General features: G+C 59.5%; 10 protein-coding genes. 7 read left to right on the top strand and 3 right to left on the bottom strand.

Annotation, left to right across the window (positions count from 1 at the left end; genetic code table 11):
- Positions 1-59 precede the first annotated feature (59 nt).
- The 7 genes from ACQZ5N_RS07775 to fdhD all read left to right on the top strand — a co-directional run bounded on the left by ACQZ5N_RS07775 (position 60) and on the right by fdhD (position 6,895).
- Positions 60-446 (top strand): AGROH133_08824 family phage infection protein, encoded by a 387-nt coding sequence (locus tag ACQZ5N_RS07775; protein ID WP_448732595.1) that lies wholly within the window; start codon positions 60-62, stop codon positions 444-446.
- Positions 447-707: 261 nt separating this feature from the next.
- Positions 708-1,274: a F0F1 ATP synthase subunit delta gene (locus ACQZ5N_RS07770; protein WP_170988551.1), complete on the top strand. Its 567-nt coding sequence runs from the start codon at positions 708-710 to the stop codon at positions 1,272-1,274.
- Positions 1,274-2,803 (top strand): F0F1 ATP synthase subunit alpha, encoded by a 1,530-nt coding sequence (gene atpA, locus ACQZ5N_RS07765; RefSeq protein WP_004443771.1) that lies wholly within the window; start codon positions 1,274-1,276, stop codon positions 2,801-2,803. The genes ACQZ5N_RS07770 and atpA overlap by 1 nt, the downstream gene beginning before the upstream one ends.
- A 30-nt stretch (positions 2,804-2,833) precedes the next feature.
- The gene (locus ACQZ5N_RS07760) at positions 2,834-3,712 is read left to right on the top strand and encodes a F0F1 ATP synthase subunit gamma (protein WP_448732594.1); all 879 of its coding nucleotides are present in this window, start codon (positions 2,834-2,836) and stop codon (positions 3,710-3,712) included.
- A 23-nt stretch (positions 3,713-3,735) separates the two neighbouring features.
- Positions 3,736-5,190, top strand: a complete 1,455-nt coding sequence (atpD, locus tag ACQZ5N_RS07755; protein ID WP_003523533.1) for a F0F1 ATP synthase subunit beta — start codon at positions 3,736-3,738, stop codon at positions 5,188-5,190.
- 131 nt (positions 5,191-5,321) lie between these two features.
- Complete coding sequence (locus tag ACQZ5N_RS07750) at positions 5,322-5,732, top strand: F0F1 ATP synthase subunit epsilon (RefSeq protein WP_003492358.1); 411 nt, start codon at positions 5,322-5,324, stop codon at positions 5,730-5,732.
- Positions 5,733-6,079: 347 nt separating this feature from the next.
- On the top strand, positions 6,080-6,895 hold the full coding sequence (gene fdhD, locus ACQZ5N_RS07745) for a formate dehydrogenase accessory sulfurtransferase FdhD (RefSeq protein ID WP_448732593.1): 816 nt from the start codon (positions 6,080-6,082) through the stop codon (positions 6,893-6,895).
- Between the two features lie 46 nt (positions 6,896-6,941).
- Here the strand turns inward: fdhD and ACQZ5N_RS07740 are convergent, their stop codons facing one another.
- The 3 genes from ACQZ5N_RS07740 to ACQZ5N_RS07730 all read right to left on the bottom strand — a co-directional run bounded on the left by ACQZ5N_RS07740 (position 6,942) and on the right by ACQZ5N_RS07730 (position 13,937).
- Positions 6,942-8,675, bottom strand: coding sequence for a methyl-accepting chemotaxis protein (locus ACQZ5N_RS07740; RefSeq protein WP_448732592.1), 1,734 nt, complete (start codon positions 8,673-8,675; stop codon positions 6,942-6,944).
- A 367-nt stretch (positions 8,676-9,042) separates the two neighbouring features.
- Positions 9,043-9,519 (bottom strand): chemotaxis protein CheW, encoded by a 477-nt coding sequence (locus ACQZ5N_RS07735; RefSeq protein WP_448732591.1) that lies wholly within the window; start codon positions 9,517-9,519, stop codon positions 9,043-9,045.
- A 266-nt stretch (positions 9,520-9,785) separates the two neighbouring features.
- On the bottom strand, positions 9,786-13,937 hold the full coding sequence (locus ACQZ5N_RS07730; RefSeq protein WP_448732590.1) for a translocation/assembly module TamB domain-containing protein: 4,152 nt from the start codon (positions 13,935-13,937) through the stop codon (positions 9,786-9,788).
- Positions 13,938-13,979 lie beyond the last annotated feature (42 nt).

The following is a 13,979-nucleotide window of genomic DNA, read 5'->3' as shown; positions in this document are numbered from 1 at the left end:
TCCCGCTGTCATGACCGTGTCATAACGCAGCAGGCAGTCAAAATGATTTGGGGAACGAGATGGAGTTTTATTTTCCCGCCGAGTTCGGCGAGCAGCTGGCCTTCGGAGCGGCGGTGGTTTCGGCCATGATGGGCCTTTTTTTCATGTTTGCGCCGGGTATTACGCTGCGTGCCTTCGGTCTGCAGCCGGCGGGTGAGCGCAGGGATGGTTATGCGCTCGTGCGTTCGTCCCTTGCCGGGTTTTATCTCGGTCTCGGCGCCGCCGCCCTGCTTCTCGCACAGCCCATGGTCTATCTCGCCTTTGGTGCGGCTTTCGGCCTCAGTGTCTTTGGCGGCATTCTCTCCATACTCTCCGATGGTGGCGCAACCATGCGGAATTTCTTACTTCTGGTTGTACACTTTCTGCTCGCTGCACTGTCGTTGAGCTACGTGTTCGGGCTGGTCTGAAGCGGGCTTTTTGCCTTTTGTGACGCACAGATGCCGCATCCTGGGCGAAATCGGAAAATTTAAACGCATTCCCCCTTGCCCAAACGGCGCTTTCCGCTATTACGCGTGTTGCGAGTCCCGGCGTCCTATGCTAGACGGACCGCGAAATTGGGAAAAGGCAGGGGGGAATTCCGGTCTTTTTCGGGGAAATTGAAACGATTTCAAGAATTTGATGCGGTGGAGCCCCATCGCTGATGGTCTTGGACGATTAGCAGGGAAAAAGTGCCCGTGGCAGACACCTCCCATGGAACATCCGGTGTAGCGGAAAGGTATGCGTCGTCGCTTTTCGAGCTTGCTTTGGAAGCGGGTGCGGTCGAAGCGGTTCAGGCCGATCTGGATAAGTTCGGCGCACTTCTCGACGAAAGCGACGATTTGAAGCGTCTGGTTGCGAGCCCGGTGTTTTCCGCCGAGGATCAGTTCAAGGCAATCACCGCGATTTGCGAAAAGGCCGGCATTGCCGGTCTCGCTCTCAATTTCCTCAAGGTCGTTGCGAATAATCGCCGTCTCTTTGCCGTTCCCGGCATGATCCGCGCCTACCGCACCATTGCCGCCGCCCACCGCGGCGAAATCACCGCCGAGGTCACCTCGGCACATGCGCTCGACGAGGCGCAGGAAACTGAACTGAAGGCGGCGCTGAAGAGCGTTACCGGCAAGGATGTGGCGGTTTCCGTTACCGTCGATCCGTCGATCCTCGGTGGCCTGATCGTCAAGGTCGGCTCTCGCCAGATCGATACGTCTCTTCGCACCAAACTTTCCACCCTTAAGCTTGCACTGAAAGAGGTTGGCTGATGGATATCCGCGCCGCGGAAATTTCCGCAATTCTGAAAGATCAAATCAAAAATTTCGGCAACGAGGCGGAAGTCTCGGAAGTCGGTCAGGTGCTTTCCGTCGGTGACGGTATCGCCCGCGTCTATGGCCTCGACAATGTTCAGGCCGGCGAAATGGTCGAGTTTCCCGGCGGCATTCGCGGCATGGCGCTCAACCTCGAAGCCGACAACGTCGGTGTGGTTATCTTCGGTTCGGACCGTGACATCAAGGAAGGCGACACCGTAAAGCGGACTGGCGCTATCGTTGACGTTCCAGTCGGTCCGGAACTGCTTGGCCGCGTCGTTGACGCGCTCGGCAACCCGATCGACGGCAAGGGCCCGATCAATGCCGCCAAGCGTTCGCGCGTTGACGTCAAGGCTCCCGGCATCATTCCGCGCAAGTCGGTTCATGAGCCCATGTCGACCGGCCTCAAGGCCATCGATGCGCTCATCCCGGTTGGCCGCGGCCAGCGCGAGCTCGTCATCGGCGACCGCCAGACCGGCAAGACCGCCATCATCCTCGACACGATCCTGAACCAGAAGGCCATTCACGACAATGGCCCTGACGGCGACAAGCTTTATTGCGTTTACGTCGCTATCGGTCAGAAGCGTTCGACCGTTGCCCAGTTCGTGAAGGTTCTGGAAGAGCGCGGCGCGCTGCAGTATTCGATCATCGTTGCCGCCACCGCTTCCGACCCGGCTCCGATGCAGTACCTCGCTCCGTTTGCCGGTTGCGCCATGGGTGAGTACTTCCGTGACAACGGCAAGCACGCTCTCATCGGCTACGACGACCTTTCCAAGCAGGCCGTTGCCTATCGTCAGATGTCGCTTCTGCTGCGCCGCCCGCCGGGCCGCGAAGCTTATCCGGGCGACGTTTTCTACCTTCACTCCCGTCTTCTCGAGCGCGCTGCAAAGCTCTCCGACGAAATGGGCGCTGGTTCGCTGACGGCTCTGCCTGTCATCGAAACCCAGGGTAACGACGTTTCGGCCTTTATTCCGACCAACGTGATCTCGATCACCGACGGCCAGATCTTCCTTGAAACCGACCTGTTCTACCAGGGCATTCGTCCGGCCGTTAACGTCGGTCTGTCGGTTTCGCGCGTTGGCTCCGCCGCCCAGATCAAGGCGATGAAGCAGGTTGCCGGCTCGATCAAGGGTGAACTCGCCCAGTATCGCGAAATGGCCGCTTTTGCCCAGTTCGGCTCGGACCTTGATGCTTCCACGCAGCGCCTGCTCAACCGCGGCGCCCGCCTGACCGAGCTTCTGAAGCAGCCGCAGTTCTCTCCGCTCAAGACGGAAGAGCAGGTCGCGGTGATCTTCGCCGGTGTCAACGGTTACCTCGACAAGGTTCCGGTCGCACAGGTCGGCAAGTTCGAGCAGGGTCTGCTTTCCTACCTCCGCTCGGAAGGCAAGGCGATCCTCGACACCATCCGCACGGAAAAGGCTATCAGCGACGATACCAAGGGCAAGCTCAAGGGCGCTCTTGATAGCTTCGCCAAGTCTTTCTCGTAATCAGGGCTCTTTTACTCGGACGGATAACGGATGCCTTCACTAAAGGATCTGAAAAACCGCATTGCCTCCGTAAAGGCGACGCAGAAGATTACCAAGGCGATGAAAATGGTCGCCGCGGCGAAGCTTCGGCGCGCCCAGGAAGCTGCGGAGGCCGCCCGGCCTTATTCTCAGCGCATGAGCGCCGTTCTCGCCAACATCGCCAAGGCGGTCGAGGCGGACGTTGCTCCGGCGCTGATGACCGGCACCGGCAAGGACGACGTGCACCTGCTCGTCGTCTGCACGGCTGAACGTGGCCTTTGCGGCGGTTTCAACTCGCAGATTTCCCGTTTTGCCCGCGATCACGCCCGCAAGCTGATTTCGGAAGGCAAGACGGTCAAGATCATCACGGTTGGCAAGAAGGGTTACGACAGCCTTCGCCGCGAATTTGCAGCCAACATCATCGAACGCATTGAACTGCGCGACGTGAAGAAGGTCGGTTTCGAAAATGCCGACCAGATCGCCAAGAAGGTGATCTCGCTCTTCAACGCGGGTGAGTTCGATGTCTGCACGCTGATCTATTCGGAATTCAAGTCCGTCATCAGCCAGATCCCGACCGGCCTGCAGGTCATTCCGGCCGCAACGCCTGTTGTGGAAGAGGATGCCGCGACGCAGAACGCCGTCTACGAATATGAGCCGGATGCGGCTTCTATTCTGGAAGACCTTATTCCGCGCAACATTTCGGTTCAGGTTTTCCGGGCTCTGCTCGAAAACGTCGCCGGTGAAATGGGCGCCAAGATGAGCGCGATGGACAATGCAACGCGCAATGCCGGTGAGATGATCAACAAGCTGACGCTGTCCTACAACCGTCAGCGTCAGGCTCAGATCACCAAGGAACTCATTGAAATCATTTCGGGCGCGGAAGCGCTCTGAGGTAAGGAAAGAGGGTAAGGATAATGGCTAAGGCAGCTACCCCCAAGAAAACCGCAGCGGTGAACGGCGCGGGCAAGGTTACCCAGGTTATCGGCGCTGTTGTCGACGTGGCGTTCGAAGGCGAACTGCCTCCGATCCTGAACGCGCTCGAAACCGAGAACAATGGCAACCGCCTCGTTCTGGAAGTCGCGCAGCATCTCGGCGAAAACGTCGTTCGCACGATCGCCATGGACTCGACCGAAGGTCTGGTTCGCGGTCAGGGCGTCGTCAACACGGGTGCGCCGATCGAAGTTCCGGTCGGTCCCGAAACGCTCGGCCGCATCATGAACGTCATCGGCGAGCCGGTTGACGAAGCCGGTCCGATCACCACGGCCAAGAAGCGCGCCATCCACCAGGACGCGCCGTCTTACGTCGAGCAGTCGACGGAAGCACAGATCCTCGTCACCGGCATCAAGGTCGTCGACCTTCTGGCTCCTTACGCCAAGGGCGGTAAGATCGGCCTGTTCGGCGGCGCCGGCGTTGGCAAGACGGTTCTCATCATGGAACTCATCAACAACGTCGCCAAGGCGCACGGCGGTTACTCGGTATTCGCCGGTGTTGGTGAGCGTACCCGCGAAGGTAACGACCTCTATCACGAAATGATCGAGTCGAACGTCAACAAGCTCGGCGGCGGCGAAGGTTCCAAGGCAGCACTCGTTTACGGCCAGATGAACGAACCGCCGGGCGCCCGCGCCCGCGTCGCTCTGACCGGTCTGACGATCGCTGAAAACTTCCGTGACGAAGGCCAGGACGTTCTGTTCTTCGTGGACAACATCTTCCGCTTCACGCAGGCTGGTTCGGAAGTGTCGGCTCTGCTCGGCCGTATTCCTTCGGCCGTGGGCTACCAGCCGACGCTCGCAACGGACATGGGCCAGATGCAGGAACGCATCACCACCACGACCAAGGGTTCGATCACCTCGGTTCAGGCCATTTACGTTCCCGCCGACGACTTGACCGACCCGGCTCCTGCCACCTCGTTCGCGCATCTTGACGCAACGACGGTTCTGTCGCGTTCGATCGCTGAAAAGGGTATCTACCCGGCTGTTGACCCGCTCGACTCCACCTCGCGTATGCTTGACCCGATGATCGTCGGCGAAGAGCACTATGAAGTGGCTCGTAAGGTTCAGTCGACCCTGCAGCGCTACAAGGCTCTCCAGGACATCATCGCCATCCTCGGCATGGACGAACTGTCGGAAGAAGACAAGCTGACGGTTGCTCGCGCCCGCAAGATCGAGCGCTTCCTGTCGCAGCCGTTCTTCGTTGCTGAAGTCTTCACCGGTTCGCCGGGCAAGCTGGTCGCTCTCGAAGACACGATCAAGGGCTTCAAGGGCCTGGTCAACGGCGAGTATGACAACCTGCCGGAAGCTGCTTTCTACATGGTCGGTTCGATGGAAGAAGCCATCGAAAAGGCAAAGAAGCTGGCTGCCGAGGCTGCCTGATCATGAATTGGCGGGCGCGTGGCTCCAGCCGCGCGCCCTGCCGACAATGGTGGCGAGACCGGAGCGGCTTTCGCCTGCGTTGTAAAAGACAAGTCCGTGACGCCCGCGTAATTGAAAAGAAGTGAATAGCCATGGCTGACAGTTTCAAATTCGATCTCGTTTCCCCGGAGCGTCTGCTCGTTTCCGAAACGGTTACGGAAGTCGTCATCCCGGCTACGCTGGGTGAGATGACCGTTCTGGCCAATCATGCGCCGACGATGACCACGATCAAGCCGGGCTTGGTAACGGTGAAGTTCGCTTCCGGCGAGACGCATAAATATGTCGTCTTCGGCGGTTTTGCCGATATTCTGCCGACTGGCTGCACGCTTCTCGCCGAATCCGCCGTTTCGGCCGATGACATGTCCCCCGACACGCTGCAGAAGCGTATCGATGCGGCCAAGGCCGAAATCGAAGAGGGCAATCATCATCACGAACATCTGACCAAGCTTGAAAAGCACCTTTACGAACTGACGAACCTGCATGAGGTTCTCGTCGCTGCTTGAAAGCACCGGGCGGGTTCGAAAGAATGACTGCCCACAAAAAACCTAAAGCAGAAAGCGGCCGCTTCGGTCGCTTTTTTGTTTTGGGCTGTTGCCTTCCCATATCAGGGCGAAGCATTGCTGCTTTCGCATAGAAACCCGTCACTTGGCCCGATCTGAGATTCCGAATGGCGTTGGCGGGATGGCATCAGTGATGGACGTACGGAAAATGGGTAGGGCAAGGAGCCCCTTCAATGGGCGCACCCGGGAAACCGATTCCGATTTTCAGGGCTTTCGGTTAGATGTGATACCGGGAAGAAATACTGCTTTGAGATCGTGAGAGAGACGAAGCGGATTTTCGTCATGGAGGAGTGATCGGCGTGTCGGCAAAGGCAAGTTACCGAAGGGTCGCAAGAACCGCTTTGCGCGAAGGGGCGATAGTGGAGGGCGAGAGGGCGGTGCCGGAGGAGGTGCCGGTTGCCTTTTCCTATGGCGGCAGCACCCATGCCGTGATGATGGCCAGCCCCGCTGATCTTGTCGATTTCGCGGTCGGTTTCAGTCTTACGGAAGGCATCATATCCACAAGGGTGGAAATCCGTTCCATCGAAGTGATCGAGGCCGGGCAGGGCTTCGATGTTCAGGTGGATTTGCAGGATGCCAACGCGGATGCGCTGAGGGCAAGACGGCGGCATATGGCAGGCCCCGTCGGCTGCGGTCTTTGTGGCATCGAATCCATAGAACAGGCGGTTCGTGTGGTACCGGAATTGAGCGACGTGGAAATCGCCGTTGTCGGTGATGACATCGTCGCCGCGGTGAAAGCGCTGAATGAAGCGCAAAGCCTCAATCGCGAAACGAGGGCAGTTCACGGCGCGGGTTTCTACAATCCTCAAAAAGGGCTGCTTGCTGTCCGCGAAGATGTCGGCCGCCACAATGCGCTCGACAAGCTCGCAGGTGCGGTCGTCAATGCGGACCTATCGCCCGATAAGGGTATTGTGGTGGTCACCAGCCGACTGTCGGTGGAAATGGTCCAGAAGACGGCCATTCTTGGCAGCCCCATTCTGGCGGCGATCTCCGCGCCCACTGCGCTCGCCATCGAAACGGCCGAAAGTTCGGGTGTCACACTTGTGGCGCTGGTGCGGGGTGAAGATTTTGAAATCTTCACCCGGGCGGATCGTATCATTCTATAAACATTGAGGCCGCCGTTTCCCGGCGGCCCTCGGCTTCAGAGCGGGCCTAGAACTCCGCCCATTCGGCCGCTGCGTTTCCATGAGGTCTTGGCGCGGCGGCATATCGCGGTTGCGGTGTCGGGAGCCGGGTGACGACGGCTGGCTTTTTGTCGACCGGGCGGGTGGGCGATGCCTCGTGGGATATTCTGAACTGCCGCAGCAATTCGTGCAGATTTTCCGCCTCCGTGGCGAGGCCGTGGCTGGCGGCGGTGGTTTCCTCCACCATGGCGGCGTTTTTCTGAGTGGCCTGATCCATGACGTTGACGGCCTGATTGATTTCGCTGAGACCATTCGCCTGTTCGCGCGAGGCTTCGACGATCGCCGAGACATTGGTGTCGATCTCGCTCATCTGCGACTGGATATCCCGGAGCGCGCCGCCGGTTCTGCCCACCAGATCCACACCGTTGGCGACCTGCTCGCGGGAGGTGTTGATGAGGGATTTGATTTCCTTGGCCGCAACGGCGGACCGTTGTGCGAGTTCGCGGACCTCCTGCGCCACGACGGCGAAGCCTTTGCCAGCGTCGCCAGCCCGGGCGGCTTCGACACCCGCATTCAGGGCCAGAAGATTGGTCTGGAAGGCGATGTCGTCAATGACGCCGATGATATTGGTGATTTCACCCGAGGACCGGGAAATCGCGTCCATGGCGGAAATTGCCTGCTGGACGATATCGCCGGAATGTTCGGCATGTTCTCTCGTTCGCAATACCAGCTTTCCGGCCTCGCCGGCGCGCTGGCTGGCATCGGTAACGGTGGTGGTGATTTCCTCCAGTGCGGCTGCGGTCTCTTCCAGTGAGGCGGCCTGCTGTTCGGTGCGCTGCGAAAGCTGATCGGCGGCGATGCGGATTTCGCCGGAGCCAGAGGCGATTGTCGAGGCATTGTGGGCGATGGTCTGCATGGTGGCCTGCAGCTTGGCGACGACTTCGTTGAAATCCGCGCGCAGCTTTTCCATGCTGGGCACGAAGCTGTTGTCGAGGCGCTGCACAAGATCACCCTCGGCGAGCGCCCGCAGGGCATCGGCAAGCACACTGATGGCGCTCATGCGCGGTGTGACATCGGTGGCGAATTTCACCACTTTGACCACCTTGCCCGCCTCGTCCAGCACCGGATTATAGGCTGCCTGGATCCATATTTCCTTGCCGTTCTTTCCGTATCGGACAAATTCATCCGAGATGAATTCCCCTGCCGCCAGTCGCGGCCAGAAATTGCCATAGGCGGGCGAGGCGGCATAGGCTGGGTCGCAGAACATGCGGTGATGCCTGCCCTCGATTTCCTTGAGGTCGTAATTCACCGTGGCGCAGAAATTCGGGTTGGCGGTAATGATGGTGCCGTCCGGGAAAAATTCGATTGTGGCCTGCGAACGGGAGAGCGCCTCCAGCTTGCCCGCATCGTCCACGGCCCTGATTTTCTTGGCGGTGATGTCGGTGGCGATCTTCACGACCTTATAGGGTTTGCCGGAACGGAAGACCGGGTTGTAAGAGGCCTCGATCCAGATAACCGAGCCGTCCTTGCGGATACGGCGATATTCCTTGGCCTGGAACTCGCCACGGGCGAGAGACTCCCAGAATTCCTGATAGGCCCGCGACCCGGCAAGTTCGCTATCGCAGAAGATGCGATGGTGTTTGCCGACGATCTCGGTGAGATCATAACCCAGCGCCGTGCAGAAATTTTTATTCGCGGTGAGGATATTACCCTTGAGATCGAATTCTATGACCGCCTGCGATCTCGATATCGCATCGAGCATATTTCTGTTGTCTGCGCTTTTCCCTAACCCCAGCATTATACGTCCCCCAAAAACGGCCCACGGCGCGGCGAGCCGCACAGGATATGCGGTCCACGCCGTATCATGTTGAACAACGAACAGGTTTGCCGCCGAAGGCAGCAATGCAGGCACTTCCGTCTCTCCGCCTCGGTCAGGTATCGGGCCAGCCTGATATTCGTGCCGGCGCGATACTGTTCCACGGCCTTTAATATTAGATATCCATAATATTAAAATGTTCTTATTTAATAAGACGAGGTAAAGAGGAAAAACAAAACCGCCGGGCAAGGTGCGCCGGCGGTCTGGATTGATCGATAGTCTTCGTGTGGCGTGGCCAGCCGAAAAGGCCTGATTAGGCCGCGAGATCTTCCGCTTCGGTTCCCTTGAACATTTTCGCAAGGTTCAGGAAGCAGATCATGCCGTGTTCGTTGGCGATAATGCCTTCCGAATAGGACTTGTCGAAGGAGGCCGAGATTTCCGGAACCGGCTGAACCTGATTTGCCGGGATCGTTAGAATGTCGGAAACGCGGTCGACGAGCATGCCGATGACCATGTTGTGCACTTCCGCTACCACAATCGCGCTTCTCTCATTGGCGACAGTGCTCTTCATGCCGAGCTTGTGAGCCAGATCGATGATCGGAATAACAGAGCCGCGCAGGTTCATGACGCCGATGACGTCTTTCGGCGCGTGGGGAATGGGCGTCGAAGGCGCCCAGCCGTGAATTTCGCGGATGGTCGTCGTCTTCACGCAGAATTCCTGATCATGCAGGCGGAACGCGATGATTTCGAGCGTCTCACCGCCAAAATTGGTAGAGTTAATCATTGCCATCAGAATTCTTCCCAATGCTCGCTGTGGAGGCCGGCGCAAGTGCACCGACACTTGCATATGCGGATTTGGCGTTCTGCCTGGTGCCTGAACAGCCGGAAACAATATTTCCGTCTTCAATGAATGATTTGTATCATCAGATGGTTTCGCAAACCTAAATGCGAAGCGGCGCTGGAATGTTTTCGCTTTTCTTCGAAACGCGAAAATACTCTCTTTGATTTTACGCATTGTCCGGACGTAAAAACCGCCACGCACTTTTACTGGAAATGCTAATATTCTTTCTCGTAAAATATGCCGGCTGCGCCTTCGCCATCGCCGCCTGCCTCCCCGCGTAGCTTCACACCCCGTCCGACATCGAGGTTGATGATGGCTTTTGCGCCGGATTCGCCGCTTTGCTGCAGCTCGAGATAGGTTCTTTCGTTCAGATATTTACCGGCGGAAACGCGAGCCTGCCCTTCGGAATCGGTCGAAATATCGAGGTCGTCGACGCCGAGATTGCTTCTGAGCTTGTCGAACAGCGAGGTGGAACGCCCGCCGGCCAACTGGGCGGCGGCATCGGCCAGCCTTGCGATTTGCAGAGCCGAGAGTTTCGACATGGACTGGCCGAAGATCAGCTGCGCCATAACTTCATCCTGCGGCAGGGCGGGTGCCGAGGAGAAGGCAAAGGTCGGATCGTTGGCGTTGCCGGAAACGGCCACGGTGATAGTCGTCGAACCGACCGTCGAGTCGGCCTTCATATCGAGGACCGGAACGAGGCCGCCGCCGAAACTGATATTGCCGGTGGTGAAATCGAGGCGGCGAGTGAGGATTTCGAGCCGGCCACGGCGCATTTCGAAGCCGCCGGAAATGACGGGAACGGCTGCCGTGCCACGGATCGTCAGATTGCCCGTGAGTTCCGCATCGATGCCGCGTCCGCGCACGAAGATGCCGCTCGGTGCGTTCACCTGCAAATCGAGATTGATGGTGGACGAGCTGCCGCTGCCGCCCTGATCAGCCCCGAGCGCCTTGGCCTGCGCGCGCACCTTCGGCGGGGCGTTCTTGTGCTTGACATCGATTTCCGTCAGCGAGGCCGGAAGCTTTTCCGGAATGGTGATGGCGCTTCTGTCCAGCGTCAGGTTGCCGCCCAGCACGGGGGAATTCAGCAGCGGGCCCTTCAACGTCAGCGTACCGCTTACCACCGTCGTCACCAGTGTGCCGTCATTATAACCGGCGCGATTGAGCGTGATCGATATATCGGCGGGGAAACCAGAACCACCGGCTATGCCGACGCTGCCGGTTCCCGAGATCGTTCCGCCGCCCGCCAGCTTGCCCGTCAGTCGCGAAATGACGGAACGGTCACGGTCGAAGGTGATGGTGGCGCCCAGATCGTTGATGGTCAGGTTTCGGCGCACGTCGGTCAGGCGCGTACCATCGGTGGTGATGCTGCCGGTCACGACAGGCGCGGAAGCGCTGCCGGAAATCTTCACATCGATGGCGGCGGTGCCGTCCACATCGAGGCCCTGCGCCGCGGTTTGCGCCGCGACGGCGGAGAAGGGCAGCCTGCCGGAAAACGCCATGGAAAGCGGACGATTGCCGAGCGAGCCGCCGCCGGAAAGCGACATGCCGCCCTGGCCGGATACATTAGTGTCGATCTGCAAGGTGCCGCCGGCAAAGCGGCCGTTCGCCTTGATGCCGAGCGCGGCGAGGCCCGCCGCACGTGTCTGCGCGACCTCGGCATTGGTCCAGTTCAGATTGTAGTCGACCGCGGGGTTCGATGCCGCACCCTTGGCGCTCACCGTGCCGGAGATGCTGCCTGCCGCATCCAGCCCGGCGGCGAAGGCATTTGCGAGACTAGCGGGCAGCGAACGGATATCGGCATTGATATCGAGCGTCGACCCGGCGCTGCCGTTGACCTCAACGCGTCCTTCACCCGTGATGATGGTCAGATCGGAGATGCGGGCCGTGCCGTTCTGGATGGCGATGGTGCTCGGTTTTTCAAGGCGAACCGCAATGCCCTTGGGGGCGGCGGAAAAGGCGTCGACGCGCACCGTCATCGGCGATCCGCCGGTCTCAGCACTGCCTTTTACCACCAGCGGCGCATTGTCGTAACGGCCATTGACGTCGAACTGGGTCGTCGTGCCGGAATGGCCGATGGTGGCATTCAGGCCTGATATCGCGGCGGCGCCGGCATTGACGCTATCGGCGCTGACCTTGCCGTTGATGGCGAGAGCCTGAAGATCATCGATGGAAATATCGGCGGCGAGTTTGGAGATCGTTGTTGTGCCCTGGCGGATGCTGCCGCCATTGGCCTTGATCGTCGCGGCGATCCGGCCATTGGCGTTGCTCAGGGCGATGTCGCCGGCAATATCGCCATCCGCCTGCTGCGCGGCGAGGGCGGCGAGCAGGGCAAGGTCGGGGAAATTGAAGGAGAGATTGCCCGATGGCAGGAATTGCTGCGAGAATTGCAGCTGCCCGTTCAAGATATTCCGGCCTACGGCCACGTGCAGCTCGGGGATGGCCGTGCCGTTTTCGGTCTGCACTACATCGGCATTGGCGTCGATCTTCTGCCGGTCAAGGCTGCCGCTTGCGGTGAGCTTTGCCTGAGGCGCGGCGGGATCGGCCTTGCCCGTTGCATTGACCTTCAGCGATTCGAGTGTTCGTCCGGCAAGGATTGCGCTTTCGGAACTCAGGGTGATGTTGAAATCCGGTGCTGTTAGCGCGCCGCTGGCCTCGATTGCAAAATCGGCGACGCCCTTCGCCTGTGGCGTCAGTTTTTCAAGAGCGGGAAATTTACCCGTCAGGCTGGCGCTCAGTGCATCGTTTTCGAGGCTGACATTGCCGGTTGCTTCGATGGTTCCCGACTTGACGACGAGGTTTTCAAGGCTGGTGCGTCCGCCGATGGTCACGTCGATATCGCCCTGGAGGGCGATGGTGGTGTCGAACTTTTCCGCGAGGGCCGGTGGAAGGGTGGCGGGCAGCGTGAAGAGCTGCACGCTGGAGGTCAGGCGATTGCCGCTGAGATCGAAACTGCCGTTCAAGGTCCCACCGACACTGGCGCTTTCGAGCGTCGCGCCGTCGAAGCCGATGGCGGAAGAGGTGAGGCTGAGCGGCGCCTTGACGGTGAGGGGCGCCCGCACCAGCCGGTCGATATCGGGACTGACGAAGGAGGATTGCGCTACGGACAGGACCGTCGCGATGGTGCCGCTGCGGTTGGCGATGTTGAGATCGGCGCTCTCGGCCGTCAGCTTGACGTCATCGAGCCTGCCTTGCGGCAGGGAAAGGCTGCGCAACGATACCGTCGTGTTGAGATGCGCGGCGTCTGCACCACCCTTGAGGGAAAGATCGAGGCCGTTGATGAGGGCCTGAACCTCGCCATTCTCCAGTGGCCAGCGAAAATCCACGGGGCCGGCGGTGCCGATGAGATTGGCGGCGAGATCGTTCTGACCGTTCGGATCGACCGTGCCTGACGCCGTCAACAGCAGGGTGCCGGTCTCCAGCGTGCTGCTGCCGATTTCGATGCGGCCCTGCGGCGAAAGGGTTGCATTTGCGTCGAGCTTTGTCTCGCCAGCAAAAAGCTGTCGGAAGGCCGGAGGCAGAAGCAGATCGGGCTGACCACCGCCTGCAATTTCGATACGGCGGGTGCCATCATCTGCAAGAAGGTGGCGGCCGGTAACGTTGACGACAGGGTTGCCGGCGACATTGCCGCGCAGCGTGCCCGTCCAGTTGGAAAGCGGGCCTTCGCCGTTGAGGTCTATCGCCACCGCAGGTGTTCCCGGAAGCGAAAGCAGCGTGGCGAGAAGACCGCCTTCGGGCTCCTTCATCTCCGCTTTCAGCTTCAGGACATTCTCATTCGGAAGGAAGGCGATGTCGGCATTAACCTCCGCATCCGGCGCATTGAGCCGATGGGCGGTGAGCGATAGCCGCATATCGTCCTGGGCAGCCGTCAGGTTGCCTTCCGCGTTCAGGTCGAAGGGACGGCCGAGAAGCGATTGGCCAAGGCTGATATCGGGAAAGCTGAACTTGTCGACGGCGATTTCGATCGGCAGCGAGGAATTGCCGGAGCTCTTGGTCGATGTCTGCTCCGGGGCAAGCGGTTTGCGCTCGACATCGATCGATCCGGCCGAGACCCGGTCGGCATGGAAGGTGCCGGCAAGCAGCGAGAGCGGCGACCAGTCGACGGCGATCTGGTTCACGCGGGCATAGGGTCCCTGCCGGTCTGAAAGGGTGACATTGTCGAGCCGCAGGCGGCCGGTCAAAAGGCCGCTCGGGGGAGAAATCTCGATTACCTGATCGGGCGTGGAAACGAGCGATGAAATCTGCTTTGCGGCAATTCTTGCGCCCATCGGGGTAAAACCGACGAACAGAACCGCAAGCAACACCAGCACCACGCCGTACAAAGCAGCGTAGCCCAGCCATTTCAGCAATCGAATCAACGTTTTCATAAAGGGTAATCTACACTCTGTTGCAAGGGTGTTCGACTGCGG

The sequence above is a fragment of the Agrobacterium sp. 22-221-1 genome (genome assembly GCF_053522445.1).
The sequence above is the reverse complement of the archived record's forward strand: the minus strand, read 5'-3'. Positions and strand labels throughout refer to the sequence as shown.

Excerpts from the sequence above, each read along its gene's own strand:
- ACQZ5N_RS07775 (WP_448732595.1), top strand. The coding sequence starts at position 60 with ATGGAGTTTTATTTTCCCGCCGAGTTCGGCGAGCAGCTGGCCTTCGGA.
- atpA (WP_004443771.1), top strand. The coding sequence starts at position 1,274 with ATGGATATCCGCGCCGCGGAAATTTCCGCAATTCTGAAAGATCAAATC.
- ACQZ5N_RS07760 (WP_448732594.1), top strand. The coding sequence starts at position 2,834 with ATGCCTTCACTAAAGGATCTGAAAAACCGCATTGCCTCCGTAAAGGCG.
- atpD (WP_003523533.1), top strand. The coding sequence starts at position 3,736 with ATGGCTAAGGCAGCTACCCCCAAGAAAACCGCAGCGGTGAACGGCGCG.
- ACQZ5N_RS07750 (WP_003492358.1), top strand. The coding sequence starts at position 5,322 with ATGGCTGACAGTTTCAAATTCGATCTCGTTTCCCCGGAGCGTCTGCTC.
- ACQZ5N_RS07740 (WP_448732592.1), bottom strand. The coding sequence starts at position 8,675 with ATGCTCGATGCGATATCGAGATCGCAGGCGGTCATAGAATTCGATCTC.
- ACQZ5N_RS07735 (WP_448732591.1), bottom strand. The coding sequence starts at position 9,519 with ATGGCAATGATTAACTCTACCAATTTTGGCGGTGAGACGCTCGAAATC.
- ACQZ5N_RS07730 (WP_448732590.1), bottom strand. The coding sequence starts at position 13,937 with ATGAAAACGTTGATTCGATTGCTGAAATGGCTGGGCTACGCTGCTTTG.